23 protein-coding genes are annotated in these 23,351 nt (G+C 52.7%); 11 read left to right on the forward strand and 12 right to left on the reverse strand.

Features of this window, described 5'->3' with window-relative positions; genetic code table 11:
- Nucleotides 1-68: 68 nt before the first annotated feature.
- Nucleotides 69-1,901 (reverse strand): DNA helicase RecQ, encoded by a 1,833-nt coding sequence (gene recQ / locus K0J45_RS17830; RefSeq protein WP_220043516.1) that lies wholly within the window; start codon nt 1,899-1,901, stop codon nt 69-71.
- Nucleotides 1,902-2,138: 237 nt separating this feature from the next.
- On the opposite strand from recQ, the gene K0J45_RS17835 reads away from it, so the two are divergent.
- A complete protein-coding gene (locus K0J45_RS17835) occupies nt 2,139-2,603 on the forward strand; it encodes a thioesterase family protein (protein ID WP_011867271.1) in 465 nt (154 codons plus the stop codon).
- Nucleotides 2,604-2,759: 156 nt separating this feature from the next.
- Nucleotides 2,760-3,647 carry an EamA family transporter RarD gene (rarD, locus tag K0J45_RS17840; RefSeq protein ID WP_220043517.1) on the forward strand — a complete coding sequence of 296 codons (888 nt, stop codon included), beginning with the start codon at nt 2,760-2,762 and terminating at the stop codon, nt 3,645-3,647.
- On the opposite strand, the gene K0J45_RS17845 is transcribed toward rarD, so the two are convergent.
- From K0J45_RS17845 to radC, 5 genes are all read right to left on the reverse strand, one after another.
- Complete coding sequence (locus K0J45_RS17845; RefSeq protein ID WP_220043518.1) at nt 3,618-4,157, reverse strand: hypothetical protein; 540 nt, start codon at nt 4,155-4,157, stop codon at nt 3,618-3,620. The genes rarD and K0J45_RS17845 overlap by 30 nt on opposite strands.
- Nucleotides 4,158-4,346: 189 nt before the next feature.
- A complete protein-coding gene (gene argA / locus K0J45_RS17850) occupies nt 4,347-5,669 on the reverse strand; it encodes an amino-acid N-acetyltransferase (RefSeq protein WP_144201702.1) in 1,323 nt (440 codons plus the stop codon).
- Between the two features lie 324 nt (nt 5,670-5,993).
- The gene (gene rpmG, locus K0J45_RS17855; protein WP_007651290.1) at nt 5,994-6,167 is read right to left on the reverse strand and encodes a 50S ribosomal protein L33; all 174 of its coding nucleotides are present in this window, start codon (nt 6,165-6,167) and stop codon (nt 5,994-5,996) included.
- Between the two features lie 6 nt (nt 6,168-6,173).
- Nucleotides 6,174-6,410, reverse strand: coding sequence for a 50S ribosomal protein L28 (gene rpmB / locus K0J45_RS17860; protein ID WP_011867275.1), 237 nt, complete (start codon nt 6,408-6,410; stop codon nt 6,174-6,176).
- A gap of 123 nt (nt 6,411-6,533) precedes the next feature.
- On the reverse strand, nt 6,534-7,211 hold the full coding sequence (gene radC, locus K0J45_RS17865) for a RadC family protein (RefSeq protein WP_220043519.1): 678 nt from the start codon (nt 7,209-7,211) through the stop codon (nt 6,534-6,536).
- A gap of 135 nt (nt 7,212-7,346) precedes the next feature.
- Between radC and coaBC the strand changes: the two genes are divergently transcribed.
- The 5 genes from coaBC to folE all read left to right on the forward strand — a co-directional run bounded on the left by coaBC (nt 7,347) and on the right by folE (nt 12,708).
- Nucleotides 7,347-8,543: a bifunctional phosphopantothenoylcysteine decarboxylase/phosphopantothenate--cysteine ligase CoaBC gene (gene coaBC / locus K0J45_RS17870; protein WP_220043520.1), complete on the forward strand. Its 1,197-nt coding sequence runs from the start codon at nt 7,347-7,349 to the stop codon at nt 8,541-8,543.
- On the forward strand, nt 8,540-8,998 hold the full coding sequence (gene dut / locus K0J45_RS17875; RefSeq protein ID WP_220043521.1) for a dUTP diphosphatase: 459 nt from the start codon (nt 8,540-8,542) through the stop codon (nt 8,996-8,998). Before coaBC ends, dut begins: the two co-directional genes overlap by 4 nt.
- A gap of 130 nt (nt 8,999-9,128) precedes the next feature.
- Nucleotides 9,129-9,722 (forward strand): nucleoid occlusion factor SlmA, encoded by a 594-nt coding sequence (gene slmA, locus K0J45_RS17880; RefSeq protein ID WP_011867279.1) that lies wholly within the window; start codon nt 9,129-9,131, stop codon nt 9,720-9,722.
- Between the two features lie 150 nt (nt 9,723-9,872).
- Nucleotides 9,873-11,837, forward strand: coding sequence for an alpha/beta hydrolase family protein (locus K0J45_RS17885; RefSeq protein WP_220043522.1), 1,965 nt, complete (start codon nt 9,873-9,875; stop codon nt 11,835-11,837).
- 226 nt (nt 11,838-12,063) lie between these two features.
- Complete coding sequence (gene folE / locus K0J45_RS17890) at nt 12,064-12,708, forward strand: GTP cyclohydrolase I FolE (protein ID WP_041508989.1); 645 nt, start codon at nt 12,064-12,066, stop codon at nt 12,706-12,708.
- Nucleotides 12,709-12,789: 81 nt separating this feature from the next.
- Here the strand turns inward: folE and pyrE are convergent, their stop codons facing one another.
- Together pyrE and rph are read right to left on the reverse strand one after the other, a co-directional pair.
- The gene (gene pyrE / locus K0J45_RS17895; protein ID WP_011867282.1) at nt 12,790-13,431 is read right to left on the reverse strand and encodes an orotate phosphoribosyltransferase; all 642 of its coding nucleotides are present in this window, start codon (nt 13,429-13,431) and stop codon (nt 12,790-12,792) included.
- 84 nt (nt 13,432-13,515) lie between these two features.
- Nucleotides 13,516-14,229: a ribonuclease PH gene (rph, locus tag K0J45_RS17900; protein ID WP_011867283.1), complete on the reverse strand. Its 714-nt coding sequence runs from the start codon at nt 14,227-14,229 to the stop codon at nt 13,516-13,518.
- Between the two features lie 181 nt (nt 14,230-14,410).
- Here rph and K0J45_RS17905 point away from each other — a divergent pair, with 181 nt between their 5' ends.
- The 4 genes from K0J45_RS17905 to K0J45_RS17920 all read left to right on the forward strand — a co-directional run bounded on the left by K0J45_RS17905 (nt 14,411) and on the right by K0J45_RS17920 (nt 18,388).
- Entirely contained in the window at nt 14,411-15,274 is an 864-nt protein-coding gene (locus tag K0J45_RS17905; protein WP_220043523.1) for a YicC/YloC family endoribonuclease, read from the forward strand.
- Nucleotides 15,275-15,451: 177 nt separating this feature from the next.
- A complete protein-coding gene (locus K0J45_RS17910; RefSeq protein ID WP_011867285.1) occupies nt 15,452-15,682 on the forward strand; it encodes a helix-turn-helix domain-containing protein in 231 nt (76 codons plus the stop codon).
- On the forward strand, nt 15,675-17,630 hold the full coding sequence (locus K0J45_RS17915) for a DUF2075 domain-containing protein (protein ID WP_220043524.1): 1,956 nt from the start codon (nt 15,675-15,677) through the stop codon (nt 17,628-17,630). Before K0J45_RS17910 ends, K0J45_RS17915 begins: the two co-directional genes overlap by 8 nt.
- Nucleotides 17,631-17,776: 146 nt before the next feature.
- The gene (locus K0J45_RS17920) at nt 17,777-18,388 is read left to right on the forward strand and encodes a paraquat-inducible protein A (RefSeq protein WP_220043525.1); all 612 of its coding nucleotides are present in this window, start codon (nt 17,777-17,779) and stop codon (nt 18,386-18,388) included.
- A gap of 128 nt (nt 18,389-18,516) precedes the next feature.
- On the opposite strand, the gene K0J45_RS17925 is transcribed toward K0J45_RS17920, so the two are convergent.
- The 4 genes from K0J45_RS17925 to K0J45_RS17940 form a co-directional block, all read right to left on the reverse strand.
- Nucleotides 18,517-19,803, reverse strand: coding sequence for an acetyl-CoA hydrolase/transferase family protein (locus K0J45_RS17925; RefSeq protein ID WP_220043526.1), 1,287 nt, complete (start codon nt 19,801-19,803; stop codon nt 18,517-18,519).
- Between the two features lie 189 nt (nt 19,804-19,992).
- Nucleotides 19,993-21,057 (reverse strand): phosphotransferase enzyme family protein, encoded by a 1,065-nt coding sequence (locus K0J45_RS17930; protein ID WP_220043527.1) that lies wholly within the window; start codon nt 21,055-21,057, stop codon nt 19,993-19,995.
- A complete protein-coding gene (locus K0J45_RS17935) occupies nt 21,050-21,994 on the reverse strand; it encodes an NTP transferase domain-containing protein (RefSeq protein WP_220043528.1) in 945 nt (314 codons plus the stop codon). The genes K0J45_RS17930 and K0J45_RS17935 overlap by 8 nt, the downstream gene beginning before the upstream one ends.
- 89 nt (nt 21,995-22,083) lie before the next feature.
- Nucleotides 22,084-23,277: a hypothetical protein gene (locus tag K0J45_RS17940; protein ID WP_220043529.1), complete on the reverse strand. Its 1,194-nt coding sequence runs from the start codon at nt 23,275-23,277 to the stop codon at nt 22,084-22,086.
- Between the last annotated feature and the right edge of the window lie 74 nt (nt 23,278-23,351).

A 23,351-nucleotide genomic window follows, 5' to 3' on the forward strand; every position in this document is an offset into this window, starting at 1 on the left:
TCTGGTAGTAAGCAGCACCTGAATTTACAGAGTCTTGGTAAGCAGAGCCTTAGTTAGCGAAATATTGGCTAGCTACGGGTGAGGTAGTCGTTGATCTCGTCGAGAAACTCGCCGCCGAAACGATTCAGCTTAGTCTCGCCCACGCCGTTCACCGCCAGCATCTCGCCGGGGCTGGTCGGCAGCATGGCGGCCATCTCCGCCAATGTGGCGTCGTTAAACACCAGATAGGGCGGCACATCCAACTCTTCTGCCAGGCTGCGACGCAGCTGCTTCAGACGGGCAAACAACTTCCTGTCGTAGTTAATCGGTGCCCGGCTACTGCTGCGACGCTTCACATGTGTGGTGATGCTGATACGCGGCTCGGCGAGCTGCAACGGCAGCTCCCCCTTGAGCACGGCCCGCGCCTGGGGATTGAGCTTAATGGCCGAGCCTCTGGTGATATCCTGACTGGCGAAACCCAGATGAATGATCTGACGTATGATACTGAGCCAGAACTCATGGCTCTTCTCCTTGCCTATGCCCCAGGTCGACAGCTTGTCATGGCCACGGTCGACCACAGAGGCCGCCTTGGAGCCGCGCAGCACCTCGATAAGATGATTCACACCAAACTTCTGCTGCAGGCGGAAGATGCAGGAGAGCACCTTCTGGGCATCCTCGACACCGTCGTACCGTTTAGGAGGGTCTAAGCAGATATCACAGTTACCGCAGGGCTCGGACGCACTCTCATCGAAATAATGCAGTAGCACCTGACGGCGACAGGTTTGCGCTTCTGCAAAGGCCGCCATGGTGTTGAGCTTGTGGTATTCCACCTGCTGCTGCGGACCTGGCTCCTGCTGCTCGATGAGATGGCGCACCCGGCCGATGTCTGCCGGGTCGAACAGCATAAAGGCCTCGGCATCCAAACCATCACGGCCGGCACGGCCCGTCTCCTGGTAATAGGCCTCGACGCTCTTGGGAATATCGTAATGCACCACGAAGCGCACGTTGGATTTGTTGATCCCCATGCCAAAAGCCACGGTGGCCACCACGATATCTAATTGATCTTTTAGGAAACGCTCCTGAATATCGGCGCGCTCCTCCTGGGTCTTGCCCGCGTGGTAGGCGTCGGCATGATAGCCCTGCATACGCAGACGCTCAGCCACCTCATCCACCCGGCGGCGACTACTACAGTAGATGATGCCACTGTTGCCGTTCTGCGCCTGAATGAACTGCCTGAGCTGATTGGCGGCGTTGAGCTTCTCCGCCACGGTATAACGAATGTTGGGGCGATCGAAGCTGGTGAGCAGCTCAAAGGGCGTTATACCTAGGCGCTGGCAGATATCCTCTCGCGTCGCCTTGTCGGCGGTAGCCGTCAGCGCCATCATGGGCACCTGAGGAAACAGCTGCTTCAGCTGACCCAGGGCCGCATATTCTGGCCTGAAATCATGACCCCACTGAGAGATACAGTGGGCCTCGTCGATGGCAAACAGGGAGAGCGGCAGGTTGTGCAGACGCTCGATGAAACTGTCGGTCAGCAGACGTTCGGGTGACACATACAAGAGCTTGAGCTCACCGTTATGCAGCTGGCGATAGATGGTCATGGCCTCTTCCCGCGACTGCGACGAGTTGAGGTAGGCCGCAGCGACGCCCATCTGTTTCAGGCTATCGACCTGATCTTTCATTAAAGAGATCAGCGGCGATACCACCAGGGTCAGTCCGGGTAAGACGAGTGCCGGCAGCTGATAACACAGGCTCTTACCACCGCCGGTAGGCATGATAACCAGGGCATCCTGGTCGCCACAGACCTGCTCTATCACCTCACGCTGACCCATCCTGAAGGTACGATAACCAAACACCGTCTGCAGGCAGGCGGCAAGTGGATCGCTTTCGGTCACGTCGGGAGAGGTTATGGCTAAGTCCATGGCACTCAGTAATCTTTAATTTGGCCGCTTATTCTAATCAAGCCGGCTCGGCTTGTCTCATCTATCCGGGTATTAATTACCCCTCGCGCCCATAGATTGATGAAATTTTATTCGCAGGCTTGCCTCGCCCCTTGTATTAGCGATAGATTAAATGCTCTAACCATTAGGCTAACGAATGCCCAAACTTTACCCGCTTGTCTCCAGCAAGCAGCGTAGGACAAAACAAGGAGTGCCCCTATGACGACGCCCATACAAGCGCAGACCCTGGCCAGCGTAGCCGATATCTTCGATACCAAGGTACCCTTTCATAACCTCTTGGGGATGGATATCAAGCGTTACGACCTGCAGGGCGTCGAGGTCGAGGTGAAGATGAAGAAAGACCTCATCGGCAACATTCACCAGCAGATCCTCCACGGCGGCGTGACCGCTACCGTGCTGGATGTGGTGGGCGGCCTGACGGCCTTCTCTGGCCTGGTAGCCAGCCGGGACGATTGGTGCTTAGAAGATCTGCAGCAGCGCCTAAAAACCTTAGGCACCATAGATCTGCGTATCGATTATCTCAGACCGGGGCGCGGCGAGATCTTTACCGGCACGGGCACAGTGATCAGGGCCGGTAACCGGGTCTCCGTCTGCCGCATGGAGCTGCACAACGAGAAGGGCTCGCATATCGCCTTCGGCACTGGCACCTACATGGTGGGCTAGCCAGCTAATCCCCCTGTAAAATACCGTCAATTTAGTGAGACGCGCTGGCAAGAGACTGCTCCAGCGCGAGGCGCAAAAAGAATGCTTATGGCCGCTTGAGTCACGCGGCTTAGGCGCCTACAATGCCACTCCCGCACTTTTTCTAAATCCTAAGCTATGGCCGATATTGAGTATCGTAAAGGGGTAGCGCTCGCCATCTGCGCCTACTGCCTCTGGGGCTTTGCTCCCCTCTATTTTAAGCTGCTAAACCATGTGTCGGCGACCGAGATCCTGCTGCATCGCGTGATCTGGTCCTTCGTCTTCATGTTGATCTTGATGCAATTTATCGGTGGTTTCGCCAAGCTGCGCGCCCTTTTCCGGCAGCCCAAACAGCTTGGCGTGTTAGCGCTCACCTCGGTTCTGATCGCCGGCAACTGGTTGCTGTTCATCTGGGCGATCAACAATGACCATATGCTCGACGCCAGCCTGGGCTACTTCATCAACCCCCTCATCAACGTATTGCTGGGCATGGTGTTCCTGCAGGAACGTCTACGTAAGCTACAGTGGGCAGCCGTCTCCTTGGCCTGCGCCGGCGTGTTGATCCAGTTAATCTCTTTTGGCTCGATTCCTGTGGTATCTCTGGGGCTTGCTGCCTCATTCGGCGTTTACGGCTTGCTGCGCAAGAAGGTCAATGTCGACGCCAAGACGGGACTGCTGGTAGAGACGGCCATCTTAGTGCCTGTGGCCCTGCTCTATCTGGCGATGAATCTCGATAGCACCAGCATCCTGGAAAACAGCTGGCAGATGAACCTGCTGCTGATGGCGGCCGGGATTGTCACCTCTATTCCCCTGCTCTGCTTTGCCGGCGCGGCCACACGTATCCCATTGTCTATGCTGGGCTTCTTTCAATATATCGGCCCCAGCATCATGTTTATCATGGCCGTCAGCCTGTTTAACGAGCCCTTCGATCTCGAAAAGGGGATCACCTTCGCCTTCATCTGGAGTGCGCTGGTGATCTTTACCCTGGACCTGGCGTTAAAGAGTCGGCGTAAGCAGGCTGGCTAACAAAGCCTCCGGCTGCTCCAGACTCAAGATCAACAGATAGCCCTCGGTCGTCGGCAAAACCAATACCTGGCCGTCGCCGGTGACCGACAGTAGGGCCTTATCTGTCCTGTCGCTGGCATCTGCCAGCGTAAACCACCCCAGCGAATAACCCGGCATGCCCACACCGTTGCTGCGATAGCTCAGCTTAGGCGCATCATCTTCTCCCAAGCTGACGATTTTAGCCTCAGCCGGCACTAGGCTTTGACGCGGTAACTCGACCCGGTAGAGGGGAATATCCACCAGCATAGTGCTTGAAGTAAGGCGAACGCTGGTATCATGGGCCTTGTAGAACACCCAGGAGAGCAGGCCCAATACGGCGATCACCATCCCCGCAGAGGCATATTTCGCCTTCTTAGGTAAGGGCTTCACCATCAGCAGCACTAGCACCAAGGCGACACCCAGCAGCATAGACAGGAAGATCCCGCTGGTTGCAGAATCTAAGGTTGTGAGTTGAAAGACTTGAGTATCCATCTCTAAATATCCTCTTGAAACATTTGGGCATGCAAGCAGATCATCCCTGAGCCCACCCCTAACATGAACCGATAGCTTGAGTGTGGCGCTCTCGACATATTATGTCAATAAATGTTAAGGTGAGTTAACTTGGACCCAAACAAAAAAGACCACCCCAAGGGTGGCCTCTTTCATCGGACGCGTTTAGCCTTATTGAAGATCTAAGGCGAGAATCTTCGACTTGCGCTGGTAGTTATACAGCTGCTTCTTCTTGTTTGGCAGGGCATCGACCTCGACGATCTGAAAGCCATGCTCGAGGAACCAGTGAATGCTACGGGTCGTCAGCGCAAACAGGCGAGCATAACCACGCACCTTGGCCTGACCTATGATGTTCTTCAGCAAGATGCTGCCACGGTCGGCATCACGATAATCAGGATGCACCACCAGGCAGGCAAACTCTCCGGCGTTGTCCTCCTCGAAGGGATAGAGGGCCGCACAGCCGATCACCAAGCCATCACGCTCGATCAGCATAAACTGCTCTATCTCCATCTCCAGCTGCTCACGGGAGCGGCGCACCAAGACCCCTGCTTGCTCCAGCGGACGGATGAGATCCAAGACACCACCGATATCGGCAATGGTGGCTCTGCGCAGGCGCTCGGCGCTCTCGGTCACTATCTGGGTACCGATACCGTCGCGGGAGAACAGCTCCTGCAGCAGGGCGCCATCATCGAGATAGCTGACGAAGTGGCAGCGGGCCACGCCATTACGGCATGCATCTATGCTGGCCTGTAAGAAGGCCCGTGTGCCCACACACCAGTTGTCTTCATCGGTCAGCTCAGACAAGATGCGCTGGGCATCGGTCGGCATCAGCTCGGCAATCACCTCGCCGTTACTGTCGAGTATCCCCTCCTTGGCACTGAAGCCTATCATCTTATCGGCCTTGAGCTTCACCGCGATCTGGGTCGCGACCTCTTCGGCGGTCAGGTTAAAACACTCGCCGGTCACAGAGGCCGCCACAGGTCCCAGGAGCACTATGCCGTGGTTGTCCAGCTGACGTCTGAGGCCCGCCACGTCGATACGTCTCACCTTGCCACTCAAGCAGTAGTCGACGCCGTTATCGACCCCTAAGGGCTGGGCTATCACGAAGTTACCGCTGACCACGTTGATCTGCGCCCCTTGCATCGGGGTATTGCTCAGGCTCATCGACAGACGTGCGGTGATGTCCAGCTGCAGACCGCCCACAACCTGTTTGATCACCCTAAAGGACTCTTCATCGCTGATGCGCACCCCGTTGTAATACTCAGGGGAGAGATTATGCGCGGCCAAGGCCTCATCGATTTGCGGCCTGGCGCCATGCACCAGAACTATCTTGATCCCCAGGCTGTGAAGCAGGGCAATATCGTTGATGATGGAGCGAAACTGACTCTGCGCCAGCGCCTCACCGCCCAACATGACCACAAATGTCTTGCCCCTATGTGCATTCACATAGGAAGCAGAATGACGAAACCCCTCGACTAACTCAGTAGTGCGCACCCGCGTAACCTCAACAATAAATATGTGACAATATCGCCACCTGGCGAATAACAAGCCGATTTTATTGCATTTAAATTCACATTAAAAGCATTTGTTGTCATCGAAAGCGATATTTTTTCATCACAAAGAGACAATCTGATTAAGCATAGCAGAACAGATTAAGATCAGAGGCTTAGGTAAAGGCCGGAATCCGTCGGCGCGCAGGGTTATCACCTGGGAACTTATCTAAAAAATAGAAATGAGCTGGCCAACGCCATGGGGAAATTTAGGGCAAAAAAAAGCCCCTGCAATGAGGGGCTTTTTCCAAAAAACGTGAATCAAGAATTACTTGATTTTCGCTTCTTTGTAGATAACGTGCTGACGGATAACGGGATCAAATTTCTTGATCTCCATCTTTTCAGGCATGTTACGCTTGTTTTTCTCAGTCGTGTAGAAGTGACCTGTTTTAGCGCTAGAAACTAGCTTGATCTTCTCACGGTTACCTTTAGCTTTAGCCATGGCTTATTACACCTTCTCGCCGCGGGCACGAAGTTCAGCAACAACAACTTCGATACCTTTCTTATCGATAATACGCATACCTTTAGTAGATACACGTAGCTGTACGAAACGCTTTTCGTCTTCTAACCAGAAACGGTGGTTCTGTAGGTTAGGTAAAAAACGACGACGAGTCGCGTTCTTAGCGTGCGAACGGTTGTTACCAACCATCGGCTTCTTGCCAGTAACTTGGCATACTCTTGACATGTCAATCTTCTCCAAAAACAATTTAACGCTCGAGCATTAATGTACCTCGAATATGGCCGTCGCCCGAGGCACACAAAGAGGGCGCATTTTATACAGGATCTAAAATCAAAGATCAAGGGATATTCAATCTATCCATCCCCTCTCTGCAAACGAAACTATCTCACGATCGCCTACAACCATATGGTCTAGCAGCGAAACATCTATAGTCGCCAACGCGTATTTCAATCGCTCAGTAATTCGCCGATCAGCATGACTGGGCTCAGCCACCCCGGAGGGATGGTTGTGGCACACAATTACCGCTGCGGCTTTTTTCTCAAGCACTAGGCTTACCACTTCTCGTGGATAAACCGAGGCTGAATCTATGGTGCCACGGAACAATTCGACGAACTGAATCACCCTATGCTGGCTATCGAGCAATAAGATGGCAAACACTTCGTAGGCACGATCCGCCAATTGTCTCATTAAATAGTCCCGAGTTAAATCAGGATCTGACAAAATCTTTCCTCTTTGTAGATTTTCTTGCGCGATCCGCTTGCTTAACTCGATGGCAGCCTGCAATTGAGCATACTTTACTGGGCCGATCCCCTGAATATCACACAGCTCACTCAAGGAGGCGCTAAACAGCGCTCTGAGGCCACCGAAGTGGGTTAACATGACTCTGGCCAGGGACACGGCGCTTTGTCCCTTGAGGCCGTTTCTGAGCAGCACCGCCAGCAACTCGGCATCGGAGAGCTGAGCGACACCACTGCGCAGCAGTTTTTCTCTGGGCCCCTCTCCCTGAGGCCAATCTTTGATTGCCATAAACACTCCTTGTCTCGGCGCCATCTGCACACCTAGGCTTTAGAGTATGGTCTAGTTTTTAAAAACTTGTATCCTCAACCTCAGCAGGATTGTGGTATGGTTAGCGGGCAAAATTAAACGCGATTAGTGATCAACATGAGTCTAACCAATAAAAAGATATTGCTGGGAATTGGCGGCGGCATTGCTGCCTATAAGTCTGCCGATCTGGTCCGCCGCCTGAAAGAACGCGGCGCCGATGTGCGTGTCGTCATGAGCCAAAGCGCGCAGGAATTTATCACGCCGCTGACCCTGCAGGCACTGTCGGGCCATCCCATTGCCACCGACCTGTTAGACCCGGCGGCCGAAGCCGCCATGGGGCATATCGAACTCGCCCGCTGGGCCGACTTAGTGTTGATAGCCCCGGCAACCGCCAACCTGATCGCCCGCATTAATGCCGGCATGGCCGATGAGTTGATCACCACCACCTGCCTGGCCACAGAAGCGCCAGTGGTGCTCTGCCCGGCGATGAATCAGCAGATGTATCGCAACGTCGCCACCCAGGACAATCTGGATAACCTGAGAAAGCGCGGCCTCACCATCTGGGGACCTGCTTCGGGTAGTCAGGCCTGCGGCGAAGTCGGCCCAGGCCGCATGGAAGAGCCCCTGGTGATCGCCGAGCGCGTCGAACACTTCTTTGCGCCAAAGCTGCTTCAGGGAATATCGATACTGCTGACGGCGGGCCCGACCCGCGAGGCGATCGATCCCGTGCGTTACATCTCTAACCACAGCTCGGGCAAGATGGGCTTTGCCCTGGCACGCGCGGCGGCCGAGATGGGCGCTAAGGTGACGCTGGTCTCCGGCCCGGTCAATCTTGAGACGCCGATGAATGTCAATCGCCTCAACGTCGCCTCGACCCAAGAGATGCTCGACGCCGTGATGCAGCAGGTACACCACAGCGATATCTTCATCGGCTGCGCCGCGGTCTGCGACTATCGCACCGCGGATATTGCCGACGAGAAAATTAAGAAATCTGCCACAGAGATGTCACTTGCGCTTGTACGCAATCCTGATATCTTAGCCACGGTCGCGGCCCATGAGGCACGTCCCTTCACGGTAGGATTTGCCGCCGAGACGCAGGATGTAGACCATTACGCCAAAGACAAGTTGACCCGCAAGAAACTGGATATGATCGCCGCCAATGACGTATCCGACCCGGCCATCGGCTTCAACAGCGATAGCAATGCCTTGAAGGTCTTCTGGCAAGGAGGCGAGCACGCCCTGCCTGCCACAGATAAATATACCCTGGCGAAGCAACTACTCACCCTAATCGCACAGCAGATGAAGACAGCATGAAGACGCCCATAGAACTCAAGATCCTCGATTCTCGCATCGGCTCACAGTTTCCGCTTCCCGCCTATGCGACCCCGGGCAGTGCCGGCATGGATCTGCGTGCCATGATAGAGACCACCATGGTGATTCAACCGGGCGAAACCCAGCTGATCCCAACCGGGATCGCCGTACATGTTGCCGATCCCAGCCTGGCGGCCGTCATCCTGCCGCGCTCCGGCATGGGCCACAAACATGGCATAGTGCTGGGCAACCTAGTCGGTCTTATCGACTCTGACTATCAGGGTCCCCTGATGGTCTCTTGCTGGAACCGCAGCAACGAGCCTTTCACCTTGGAGATTGGCGATCGCCTGGCGCAACTCGTGTTTGTGCCTGTGGTACAAGCCGAATTTAAATTGGTCGACGAATTCGACACCTCAGATCGAGGCGAAGGCGGTTTCGGCCACTCGGGTACTCGATAATTAGGTACCTATTAGCCAAATTCTCGATAACACGGCACTCACAACCTAGACACGCCGCATAGAATAATTAGAGAGTCATGGGCAGCGCCTGCCCATCGGCTCCTGTAGTAATTAAGTAAAGGATACTTAGATGGCTGCAAGCCCTAAAATCAACCGACGCGAACATATTCTTCAATGTCTGGCTACCATGCTAGAAACCAGTCCCGGTCAACGAATCACCACGGCAAAACTTGCCGCCGAGGTGGGCGTGTCTGAGGCGGCGCTCTATCGCCACTTTCCCAGCAAGGCGAGAATGTTCGAGGGGCTGATCGACTTTATCGAAGAATCGCTGCTATCGCGCATCAACCTCATCATGGATGAAGAGAAAGACACCATGAGACGCTGTCAGTTGCTGCTGCAACTATTGCTGGTATTTGCCGAGCGCAACCCAGGGATCTCACGCGTACTCAACGGTGACGCCCTATTGGGAGAGAATGAGCGACTGCGTAACCGTACCGGCCAGATCTTCTCTAAGGTTGAGACTCACCTGAAACAGATCCTCAGAGAGAAAACCCTGAGAGAAGGCAAAGGCTTTAACCTGGACGAGGCAATCCTGGCTAACCTGCTGCTGGCCGTGGCCGAAGGCCGCATCGCCCAATTCGTGCGCAGCGACTTCAAAAACAAGCCCACAGAACACTTCGCCGAACAGTGGCAGTTTATTCAGCAGCAGCTACTTCAGAGTTAACTAATATCAATAAAAACAGCGACCTGTCATACACGGGTCGCCATGCTTTTCTAGACAAAAGTATTGCACTAGTAGATCCATTGCTTTACCCTCCTTGACGCAACAAAAAAATAAAATCTATATAACAATTTACGCGCACAAGGATGTTATATGAAACTAATTCAGTCGTTTAGTTTAGCCTGCCTCTGCCTTCTCGCTAGCCAGGTCACAGCCGCAACTAAAGATACAGCAGAACTTTTTAGCCGTTCGGCAGAGTTTTCCAACGTGAAAATCTCCCCCGACGGAGATTACCTCAGCGCCATCACCTCCCATGATGGTAAACATATGCTGATGATTCTCGATGCCAAAACCAAGAAAGCAATCCACGTGGTGCGCTTTCCTGACAACGCGCAGGTCGGCGCTTATGAATGGGTCAACAAAGATCGAATCGTCCTCGCTAAGGAATACCTAAAGGGCTGGAGCGACCATCCCATCTATTATGGTGAGCTGATGGCAGTCAATGCCGACGGTTCTAAACCAATTTATCTTATTGGTTATAAAGGTAGCGGCCGTCAGACGGGATCACGCATTAGCAAGAATACGCCTATCAGAGCGACTGCCTATATTCTCGACCCGCTAGCAGAAGATGAGCAATATATGCTGGTTAAGGCACTACCTTGGGGCTCGGGAGGCAGTAACACTGAGGAAAACCTACAGCAAGTCTACCGCGTCGATGTCTACTCGGGGGCTCGCAGAAAAGTGGCTACCGCGCCAATCTCCTACGCAAATTTCTTACCCGACCATGATGGCGATATCCGCTTCGTCAGCGGTACACGCGACTACATCACATCAAAACTTTACTATCGAAAAGATGGCGAGTGGGTCGACACCGAAAAGCTAAATCTTAATCTCAATGACATGAGTCCAATCGCGTTCGGCGGTGACGAGAACAGCGTCTATGTGCTCGGCAGCGAAAACGGCCAGCCTAAAGGGGTCTATTTAGTCGACATCAAGAGTGGTACTAAGCAGCTTATCAGCCAAGACAAGGTTGTCGATCCCAGCAATGTGTGGATCAATCGCATCAATAAGCAACTCTACGCGGTCGAATATGAAAACGGCTATCCTACCTATGAGTTTGTCGACAAAGGCGAAAAACTCGCCGCCACGCTCAAGCAGTTGATTGCAGCATTGCCAGGCCATCAGGTTCATCTGGTCAGCCAGACCAACGATATGAGTAAATTGGTCATCAAGGCCTTCAATGACAGAAATCCTGGCGACTACTACATATTCGATGCCACCAATAAGAAGCTCGAATATTTAGCGTCACAGAAAAAGTGGTTAGATCCCGATAAGATGGCCGAGATGAAGCCTATCAGCTTTACCGCCAGAGACGGTAAGGTGATCAGCGGCTATCTCACACTGCCCTATGGCAAAGAGGCCAAGAATCTGCCGCTCGTGGTCAATCCTCACGGTGGTCCTCATGGTCCAAGAGACTGGTGGGGCTTTGACGACCAGAACCAGTTGATCGCCAGTCAAGGCGCTGCCGTACTGCAGGTAAACTTCCGCGGTTCGGGTGGCTATGGGACTGCATTTGAACATGCTGGTCACCAGAAATGGGGCACAGAGATCCAGTACGATATTATCGATGCCACCAAATATGTCATCGAACAAGGCTTTGTGGACAAAGAGCGAATCTGTATTGTCGGCGGCAGCTTTGGCGGCTACTCGGCGCTACAAAGCCCAATCCTGGCACCGGATCTCTTTAAGTGCGCCATCGGCTTCGCCGGCGTCTACGATCTCGAGCTGATGTTCAGTGAAGGGGACGTACAGGGCCGCCGCGCGGGTGAGCGTTACCTGAAGCAGGTACTAGGCGAGAACGAAGCCATGCTTGAGCAGATGTCGCCTAGCAAGAACGTCGACAAACTCAAGGTTAACTTGCTACTGGTTCACGGTGGTGAAGATGAGCGAGCGCCAATCGAACAGCTCGAAGCGCTGGAAGAGGGACTCAAGAAGAACAACTACCCTTATGAGAAACTGGTTATGGACGATGAGGGCCACGGCTTCTATAACGACGAACATAGGGCGAAATACTACCGTCAGATGATGAGCTTCCTCAAAGACAACCTGAAGCTCTAAACCCCTTAAAAACCCCAAAAGCCGATTGCCACAATCGGCTTTTTTGTTAATCCCCTAGTAATTCTGGGTATAAATTACCCGCAATTCAGGGTATCCTCCCTGACCCGCCGCCCTATGTTTGCTGGCGCCGGACAGGCTATAATGAATATCTTAAAGGTTAATTTGTTAAAAACATTAGTAAATTAACCTTACTGAAATAGACCACTATCTGATGGTGGAGGACACGATGGCATTAAGTGAAGCAGCACAGCAGGTGCAAACTGCATTATTAGAGCGTGGTCTCGAGACGCCCATGGTCCCCTGCGGACTGAGCAGCGAGGCGCGCAAAGAGAAAATTGAGCACCATATGCGCGAGATCTTAACCTTAATGTCACTGGATCTGCGCGACGACAGCCTGGTCGAGACCCCTAAGCGTATCGCCAAGATGTATGTGGATGAGATCTTCTCGGGCCTGGACTACGAGAACTTCCCCAAAATCACGGTTATCGAAAACAAGATGGGCTTCGATGAGATGGTCAAGGTCAACGACATCAGCCTCACCAGCACCTGTGAACACCACCTGGTGACCATAGATGGCGTCGCTACCGTGGCCTACCTGCCACGCAAGAACATCATAGGCCTGTCTAAGATCAACCGTATCGTGCGCTTCTTTGCCCAGCGCCCTCAGGTGCAAGAGCGCCTGACACAACAGGTATTGGTGGCGCTACAGACACTGCTTGAGACCAAAGATGTGGCGGTCAAGATGGATGCGGTGCACTACTGCGTTAAATCCCGCGGCGTGATGGACTCTACCAGCACCACAACCACCACGGCCCTGGGCGGCATCTTCAAGTCAAATCCGGCCACCCGCGCCGAGTTCCTAAGCAATTAAGCCAATGGCTTTGAGCGAACTCCACTCAATAAAAAACGCTGCCTAGGCAGCGTTTTTTTGTATCACAACAATTGATACCGATTAGATACCGTATTGGTCGCGATAGGCACTTACCGACGCCAACTGATCTTCCATGCCAGGCTTTTCCGACAGGTAGTTGATCAGATCTTCCAGCTTGATGATAGAGACGATGTTGCAGCCGAAATCGCGCTCGACTTCCTGGATCGCCGACAGCTCGCCCTTGCCTTTCTCTTGACGATCCAGCGCAATCAACACGCCCGCCAACTCGGCATTGTGGGCCTCGATGATCTCCATAGATTCGCGAATCGCGGTGCCTGCGGTGATCACATCATCCACCAGCATCACACGGCCCTTAAGCTCGCTGCCCACCAGGCTGCCACCCTCACCGTGATCTTTTTTCTCCTTACGATTAAAGCAGTAAGGCATGTCGATATCATGGTGATCGCACAGAGCCACCGCTGTGGTGGTCGCGATAGGAATCCCTTTGTAGGCCGGGCCAAATAGCAGGTCATACTCGATACCCGAATCCACCAGCGCCGCCGCATAGAAGCGACCCAGACGCGCCAGATCACGCCCGGTGTTAAACAGGCCGGCATTAAAGAAGTAAGGGCTAGTGCGGCCTGACTTTAACGTAAATTCGCCAAAACGTAATACCTGACGCTCAAGGGCAAACTCAATAAACTCACGTTGATAGGCTTTCACAATCTCTCCTTTTTAAAATGTAGGGGTACGCTCAATTCGATTTAAAAAAAGGACCCCGTAGGGTCCTGATCAACAAAATAATGATTAACTCAATGCCGCCTTCTGCACATCGACGATCTCGCGAATGCCGTGCTTGGCCAGATCCAGCAGGCTGAGTAATTCTTCATGGCTAAAGGGTTCGCCCTCGGCAGTGCCCTGTATCTCGATGATCTTACCTGTCTCTGTCATCACCACGTTCATGTCTGTCTCGGCGGCGCTATCTTCCACATACTCGAGATCGCAGATAGGCTCGCCCTTGTAGATGCCTACGCTGACGGCGGCAATCAAAAACTTAAGTGGGTTGGTCTTAATCAGTCCCTTACCACGAGCCCAGTTGAGCGCATCAACTAGGGCTACACAGGCACCGGTAATGGCTGCGGTGCGGGTGCCACCATCGGCCTGGATCACGTCACAGTCAATCACGATAGTGTTCTCACCCAGCGCCTTCATGTCTACCGCAGCGCGTAGGGCGCGGCCGATTAGACGCTGGATCTCCTGGGTACGACCAGACTGCTTGCCACGGGCAGCCTCACGATCCATACGGCTGTGAGTCGAACGCGGTAACATACCATATTCGGCGGTTACCCAACCTTGGCCCTGACCTTTCAGGAAACGTGGCACCCCTTCGGTGAAGCTCGCGGTGCACAGCACCTTAGTTTCGCCAAATTCGATTAATACAGAACCTTCTGCATGGGCAGTGAACTGTCGCGTAATGGTTACCGGACGAGATTGAGCTGGGGTTCTGTCACTTGGGCGCATTGGCATTTCCTGTTTGAAATAGAGATAAGCAGATTTGGCTGCATATTATAGGGGCTTGCGCGCTTCGATGCCATGTTAATCATGACCCAAAGCGTAAAGGGAGGAGAGTTTGCTTTAACCCTGCATCTCATCAGACTATAATCCAAGGTCACTAAATCGATTTAAACTATTGGAATTACCCATGATCCAAAGCATGACAGCCTATGCTCGCATCGAGCACAAAGCACAATGGGGCACCGCCTCCTGGGAGATCCGCTCGGTCAATCAACGTTACCTGGAAACCTACCTGCGACTGCCAGAACAGCTGCGCAGCCTGGAGCCTGTCCTCAGAGACCGTCTGCGTAAACGTTTAAATCGCGGCAAGATCGAGGTCAACCTGCGCTACGATCTTGGCGAAGAAAAGAATAACGACCTGCAACTCAATCAGGCGCTGGCCAGCCAGATCATTCAGGCAGCCAACTGGGTCAAGCAGGAAGCCGGTCAAGGCGAGATCAACATTGTCGACGTGCTGCGCTGGCCGGGCGTGATGTCAGGCAGCGAGCAGGACATGGATGCCATCGGCAAGGAGCTACTGTCCGCCTTCGACAGCGCGGTCGATCAGTTTATCGAGGCCCGTGGCCGCGAAGGCGACGCCATCAAGACCATGCTGGAAACCCGCCTGCTGGCCATCGAGGGCCAGGTCGCCATTGTCCGCGAACACATGCCTACTGTGATGCAGTGGCAGCGCGACAAGCTCACCAACCGTTTAGCCGAGATCCAGGGCGAACTGGATCCCGCTCGTCTAGAGCAGGAGATGGTTCTGCTGGCGCAGAAGATGGACGTCGCCGAAGAGATGGACAGACTCGACGCCCACGTCGCCGAGACCCGCCGCATCCTCAAGAAAGGCGGCGCCCAGGGCCGACGACTCGACTTCATGATGCAGGAGTTTAACCGCGAGTCCAACACCCTGGCCTCCAAGTCCATCAGCTCAGAAGTCACCGCTGCTGCAGTAGAACTAAAAGTGCTTATCGAGCAGATGAGAGAGCAGATCCAGAACGTGGAATAAGCTCAATAAAATTCAAGCTCTAGCTTTAATTCCGGCTAGAGCTCTTCTCCTTCCCCCGAAATAAATCGTGTCACATCCTCGATACGAACGCTTCAAGTTGTGACTTATAGTCCGTAGACCGATAAGTCACACCGATTCAAGATACAAATCATATCCCTCTGATATTTAGGCATAATCATGAATGTGATTTTGAGCCGTTTCGGACAAAGACTAAAACAAATACGAACTCAACAAAGATTAAGCCAAGAACAGCTGGCTGAAATCTGCGAACTAGATCGAACATATATCAGTGGTATAGAACGTGGCGTTCGTAATGTTGCACTAATCAATATCGTAAAATTAGCCAATGGTTTAAAGGTAAGCGCCTCATCTCTACTTGAATTTGATGTTGAGACCAAACATGACTAGGCGTGCTTTTTATTCAGCTCCACTTGATGAATTTCTTTTAGAAAATCCCCAAGCCATTTTGGGCAAAATATCGCAACCCCATACCCAAGACATTAAGCATCAACAAACCTCCGCATGGACAGTGCAAATTACTGCAATTCAGACAGCTCTGGTCAATATTCCATCAGATAAAGGCTGGATATTCTTTGAGTTTCTTATCCCTCGCATGGGTCGTCGTGCAGATGTTGTCCTCATTTATTCTGGCATTATATTTGTGCTGGAATTTAAAATTGGTGCATCTAATTATTTATCCCAAGATCTCCGCCAAACTCATGGCTACGCATTAGATCTAAAAAACTTTCACAGAGGAAGTCATGGTAAATGTATTATTCCTATTCTGGTAGCAACCGCGACAGAAAGCTCATTTAGCGATATCTGCTTCGCAGCAGATCATGTTGCTTCGCCAATATGCATTAATATTGATCAACTACATCCAACCATTACCCAAATATCCATTCAGTACAAACAACCTGATTTTAGGGGAGATGAATGGGCTAAAACGGGGTATATGCCAACACCAACAATTGTCGAAGCAGCTCAAGCTTTATATGCATCTCACAATGTAGGAGACATTGCTCGGAATGAAGCCGACAATCAGAACTTAGGCAAAACTTGCAATGAATTAATCCAACTAATTCACCAGTCACGAACACAAAAATCAAAAGTTATCTGCTTTGTAACAGGAGTTCCAGGCGCAGGGAAAACATTGATAGGTGTTAATCTTGCCAACGCTCATTCTATTCCTGAAGAAGATGAGTATTCGGTTTTCTTAAGCGGTAATGGCCCTCTAGTGACTGTATTACAAGAAGCATTGGCTAATGATGCATCCAAAAGAACAAACTCTACAAAAGCCCGAGAGCGGCAGAAAACCAGTCAGTTTATTCAAAATATTCATCGTTTTAGAGATGAGGCTCTCGATGGCTCAATCCCCCCAGAAAAAGTAGTTATCTTTGATGAAGCACAACGAGCATGGAATCTAGAGCAAACCTCCAAATTTATGCAAACTAAACGCGGTCATCTCAACTTCAATCAGTCAGAACCTGAATTTCTCATATCAGTCATGGATAGACATCAAGATTGGGCTGTGATTATTGCGCTTATTGGAGGTGGGCAAGAGATAAACACTGGTGAAGCTGGGTTGAGAGGCTGGCTAGACGCTCTTGAAAACCACTTCACTAACTGGGATGTATACTGCTCACCGAACATTCTTACGGGTAATTATGTATCTACAGGTGTTTCGTCTGATCACTTAGAAAACGTGAACATACGACAAAACCTACATTTAGCAACTTCAATGCGATCTTTCAGAGCTGAGAAACTATCTGACTTCGTACACCATGTTATCGCTGGTGATGGAAAGAAAGCTAAGGAATTAAGCGACCAATTGCAGCAGGTATACCCACTAAAAATCACCCGAGACTTAAATGAAGCCAAAAAATGGCTACGAGCTCAAACACGAGCCAATGAAAGCAAAGGGCTTCTCGCGTCCTCCAATGCTATTCGTCTAAAAGCCGAAGGAATACATGTTAAAAATCGCTTTGATCCAGCAGCATGGTATTTAAATCCTCAAGAGGATATCCGCTCATGCCATTTTCTCGAGGAGTGCGCGACTGAGTTTGATATCCAAGGCCTAGAACTGGATTGGTGCTTAGTAGGTTGGGATGCCGATTACCGTCATAACGGTAGTAAGTTTGAACATTGGAAATTTAAAGGAACAAAATGGCAACATCGCAACAAGGATGAGGATAAACGCTACCTTGAGAATGCTTATCGAGTTCTATTAACTAGAGCAAGACAAGGAATGGTAGTATTTATTCCAGAAGGAAGCGATATAGATTCAACAAGAAAAAAATCATTCTATTTACACACATATCAGTATCTTCTGGATTGTGGCTTTAGAACGATTTAACCAGAACCTCACCATTCCACAAATTACTGGATATCGTTCAGCCTTTAGCTTTGCTAAGTTAAAGGCTCAAAAAAGTCATCGATTGAAGATTTATTTAAACTTAATCCCAGTAGTGCAAAATTAACTTCAGCAAAGATGGAGACCCCATGTCACAACGGAGTAAATGGCCTCAATTACTGGTGATTCTGATCGCCCTGGCGCTGCTTATCCCTGGACTCAGCCTACCTATGCTGAGCCTAGATGGCCAGGCGGACAAATCTAAATTTGCCCAGACAAGCATAGAACTGATGACAGAAGACGGTGAGATGCGTGGACTACTGGGGTCGGTATCCGCCTTTCTCGGCTTTAACGAGCTTGAGGGGCAGGTGGAAATTTATCGTAAGCACCGCAGCATACTGGGGACGGTGCAAGATCTGATGCAGAGCGGTAACCTGCTGGTTGGCATCATGATAGCCACCTTCTCGGTGATCATTCCCACCCTCAAGCTACTGGCGCAGGCGGTACTGGTTTTTGCACGGGGCAGCACGGCTACCCTGCTCACACGCCTTATCGATGCCATAGGTAAATGGAGCATGGCCGATGTATTTGTGGTGGCCATCATAATCAGCTACCTCGCCGGTAACGCCGAGGATCAGATGGGCGAACTGATCATAATGCACGCCCAACTCGAAATCGGCTTCTGGTTTTTCACCGGTTACTGTCTGTTTGCCATCGCTTCCAACATCATGATGAGCAAACCTAAAACCACCTCGGCCTAACCCGGCATCTAGCGCACTCTATTGAGAAAAATGAAGTCTGAGCCAAGAAATACTCAAGAGATCTAACGCAATAAAAAAGCCCCCATATTGTTATAACGCAATAGGGGGCTTGATTCGTTATAGGCAGGCTAGACCCTTAACCCCCACATATCGAAGGTCTCCTGACAGAGCTGCTCCCTAAAATCGGGGTGGGCGATATCGATCAAAGCCCGTGCGCGCTCTCGCAATGACTTGCCGCGCAAGTTAGCCGCACCATATTCGGTGACTATGTAGTGCACATGGGCTCGAGTGGTGACCACACCAGCACCGGGTGAGAGTACCGAGGCGATTCTCGACACCTTGCCGCCCGCCGCCGTACTGGGCAGGGCGATCACCGAGCGCCCTCCTTCCGAGAGACCGGCGCCGCGGATAAAATCCATCTGGCCACCGACGCCGGAATAGATGCGGGTACCGAGAGAGTCGGCGCAGATCTGCCCCGAGATATCCACCTGCAACGCCGAGTTAATCGCCATCACATTAGGGTTCTTGCGAATGATCGAGGTGTCGTTGACCTGTTCGATATCCATGAAAACCACGGAAGGGTTATCGTCCACATAGTCATACAGTCGCTGACTGCCCAGGGCGAAACCTGTGACCAGCTTGCCTGGATGCACCTTCTTGCGACTGTTGTTGATCACCCCCTGCTCGACCAGATTCAACACACCATCGGAAAACAGCTCGGTATGCACCCCAAGGTCTTTATGCTCAGTGAGGCAGGAGAGTACCGCATCTGGGATGGCGCCTATGCCCATCTGCAGGCAGTCGCCGTCACGCACCAACTTGGCGACGTGCCGACCGATTGCCAAGCTGGTCTCGTCGCTGGCCGCCAGCGGATGTTGCGGCAGCGGCATGCTCTGCTCGAACACGGCGGCAAACTTGTCGTAATGGATGAAGCCATCACCATGAGTGCGTGGCATGCAGGGGTTGATATGGGCGATGACCTTGCCCGCCACCTGACAGGCCGCCAACGTCGCCTCCACAGATATTCCGAGCGAACAGATACCATGCTTATCCGGCGGCGATACCTGAACGATCGCCGTGTCTATGGGCTGCTCGCCGGAGCGGAACAGCTTAGGCACCTCGGAGAGAAAGATGGGCACATAATCGGCGTCTCCCTGCTGCAACAGCAGGCGGGTCGGCAAGCCGCCGAAGAAACAGCGATGACGCAGATGCCCTTTTAGCCTAGGGTCGCTGAGGGACTCGGCGCACTCGGTATGCAGTTGCAACAGGGTCAAGTCTTGCCGGGTCAAGGCATGCTCAGCCAAGGCATCAAGTAAAAGCTTGGGGGTGGCGCCCATGGAGTGGGTCCAAAGGGTCTCACCGCTCTGGATCAGGGCAACGGCTTCTCGCGCAGTATTACAGATAATGGGTGGCATCTATCTCACCTATAGTCGGAAAACTGAGTGCAGTGTACGAACTAACTTAACGCTTTGATAGCAAACTTATCAATGAGTTCACCTTAAGTTGATCTTAAGCAAGAGAGTATCGACTCGACGCGAAATATCGGTGCGAAATAAATGCATCGGCGGCACAAAAAGGGGCCGAACGGCCCCCTTTATCACGCACTATTTTAGGTAAGCCTTGAGGCTATCCCCTTGGGTCAACAGACTCTTATAGAGGGTAAACTGGTTGGCCGCACGCTCGAGATTATGATTCTCATGGTGAATATGAAAATAGACATCGCCATTGAGGTGATCCGTTAAGAAACGTACCCCTATCATCAGGCAGATCACCCTGGCGCCCAGCCAGAGGCTTTGACGCTCGACATCGCTCAGCACCTCACCCAGCTCGCTCAAATAACCGCGGCAGATGGCGGCAAAGATAGGCTCCCGCACCTCGACCCTGGTGAGATTGGTGGAGTCCTCGGCCTCTGGCGAGGTAAAGGTACGCACCATGTCGCCGAAGTCATACATCAGGTGTCCCTGCATGCAGGTATCGAGATCGATGATCGCCATGCTGCTCATGTCGCGCTTATCAAACAGCATGTTATTGATCTTAGTATCGTTATGGCAGACACGTGGCGGCAGCTGCGCCTCGACTTCGCTAAGCTCGCTCAGAAGCTCATCTTGAGAAAGAGCAAAGTCCACCCAGGCCTGACACTCTTTGAGACGCCCCTGACTGTCTTTGGCGACCGCCGCTTGCAGCTGGGCGATACGCCCGGGCAGGTGATGAAACTTGGCAATCACATCCTCAAGCTGACGGGCATCGAGATCGCTCAGTGCGCGGGAGAAGTGACCGAAGGCCTTGGCCGCTGATTCTGCCTGGTCCGCGTCGGCGACCACCTCTATGCTATGGCTGAAGGGCAGATAGGTTATGGCGCGCCAAAAACCGTGCTCGCCTAAGTCCAGCGCCAGCTCGCCCTGTGAGTCTATCACCGGCTTCACCACACTCAAGCGATACTCGCCAGCCTCATGTTTCGCGAGCAGATGCTCTGCCACCTTCTGGGCGTTGCTCACCAGTGCGTGGGGTTGAGTAAAGACTTCCGTGTTGAGGCGCTGCAGCACAAACTCGCCCTCTGGCCAGCGCACGAGAAAAGTATCATTGATATGACCGTTCCCAAGGGGACTCACTTTGGCCGAAGCGGTTACGCCAAAGTGCGGCAACACCTGCTGCCTTATAAAATCAATCACCCAGTAACTCCATTAATTTTTGTTTTACCCAATCAATATCTTGCGGATAGGTCACCCCTAACCAGGTGTCCAAGGTTTGACTCACGAATACCTTTTTAGCCTTCGCCTTATCGGTTAAGGCGGCTTGCACCACGGCGGGAAGATAACATTCACTGTCAGCCTTATGCCCCTGCTGGGTCACAAATTCCACCAAGGCCTCACCCAAAAGATCGAAGATGTCCGGGGTAAAGCCCCAACAGGTCATCGAGGCCATCGCCTCGAGCGCCAGATTGCCCTGTCGTCCCTGATGCGAGCCCACCAGATTATCACCTTGCCAAGCAATATTCAGCCACTCTTCGACAGAAATCAGCAGATTATCCTGGGTAACACAGATGCCGCGATTAACGCCGCCATGATCCGACAGCGTCTCCTTGAGGGGATAGGCGACCATCTGCCACTGATTCGGCCGCAGCTTAAAGCCCTGAGCGAGCAGGGCGAAGGCCTGATCGCCATAGTAATCGTCGGCATTGATCACCGCCATGGGACCGGATACAAATTTACGAGCACTCCACAGGGCATGAGCCGTGCCCCAGGGCTTAGTTCTGCTACTGACCAACTCGGCGAGGTTAGCGCCGTTCGCAGACGCGCCACCGAACTCAGGCAGATCTGTCAGCTGCTGCACACAGAAATGCAGCGCAAAATGAGACGGCAAGCCTGCCAGGCGCGCCTGAATACTCGGGATCAGCTCGGCGCGGGTCACTATCACGGCCGCCGAGAAGCCCGCCTGAATGGCGCTGGCGATCGACAGCTGCAACATGGTCTCACCCTTGGGCCCTAGCTCAGCGAGCTGTTTGTCGCCGCCGAAACGACTCCCCAGGCCCGCCGCCATGATCACTAAGGTCAGGGATAGATTGTCATCATCCCCATTGGACACTGCATCAGTTAACTTCATCGACATCAAACCACACGAGCCCATTGGCTCGTCTTAAAAAAGAAGACAGGGGCGGCTGTGTCACCGCCCATGTCATAACTCATAGATTAAGGGAATCAGAGATAAGGCCTGAAGGCCGGCTCCTTGGCCAGCGCCGCCTGACTGCCCTTGAGGCTAAACTCGTAGCCGCACAGGGTCAGGCTGCCGCGCATGGCAATATCATTGATGATGGCGGGCGTATCCAGCGGTGAGAAGCGCGCCTGGGTCGAGGTGTCGGCCAGCAGACTTACCATCATTGGTCGATAGCTCACGCCATTATTAAAGGTCAGGTTCTTACAACTGCTGTCACCCTCGGCGCTGGCGAGGGACCAGATGGTGCCGGGCTCGCCCCGCTCACCCAGCCAGCTGAGCATCAATACCTTGCCCTCGAGTTGCACCTTAAAGCCATCTGGCATCGCCACCTGCTTGATGTTTGTCGCAGGCCCCTGGGCTATCTGCGTCTCAGGCTCTGACTCTGCTGCGACTTGTTCGGTAGCATCATCGCCCCCAAGCCAGAACAGGCTGCCAAGCAACAGCGACAGGCAACCGAAGCCTAGCAGGGCGCCGCGAGGATGGCCCTTGATGGCGATTAAGGTTGTACCAAACAGCTTAGCCAGCTGCGCCCCGAGCGTATTAACTCCTTGCGCCAACCTGTCCTGGGGTTGGCTATCTTGGGACTGGCTAGCTTGGAAATAATTATCTTTTGGGCCGTCACTTCGATAGACCTGCTGCGCATCGAGATCAGACGCTATGGCCGATGCCTGCTCAAACCCAGGCTCATTGTCCTGCGCCAGTTCTTGCCCTAATGCGTGTTCTGGAGCATGAGCAAACGCAGGCGAATCCCCCGCCAGGGTCGGCTCAACCCGGGTGCGGCGCTGATTACTCGCCATCAAGGGGCCACTGTAGCCCAGGCTATCGAAGGGGGCAGATGTCTTAGGCTGAGGACGAGAAACGATAAAGCCCACCGCTAAAACACTCAAGATGAGGGCGACCCAGTTCGGCCAGGCCTGCTCGGCAAAGACCAGACTGGCGGCCAGCAGCAGTGGCCCGGGGACGACCGCCAATGCCAGCAGACGCTGGGCGGTTATCAGGCGACGACTAGCGCTAAGTAGCGAGACGGCAATTAATGGCAGGGCCAACAGCAACAAGATGCCATGACCGGCAAACAGCAGGGAGAAGAGGTAGATGAGACAGAGTGAGGCACCACTAATGACAAGAAAACGCAGGCTGGTATCCACGCCCTGGCGACAGAAAAAGGTGTTTAACGACATAAAAAATCCCACTTCACGGCTATCTCAGCAGAGAGTCTACTGGATCTCGCCCCGGATGACGCTTAATTTTGGTT

It is taken from the genome of Shewanella alkalitolerans (assembly GCF_019457575.1).
GTDB classification, from domain to species: Bacteria; Pseudomonadota; Gammaproteobacteria; order Enterobacterales; family Shewanellaceae; genus Shewanella; species Shewanella loihica.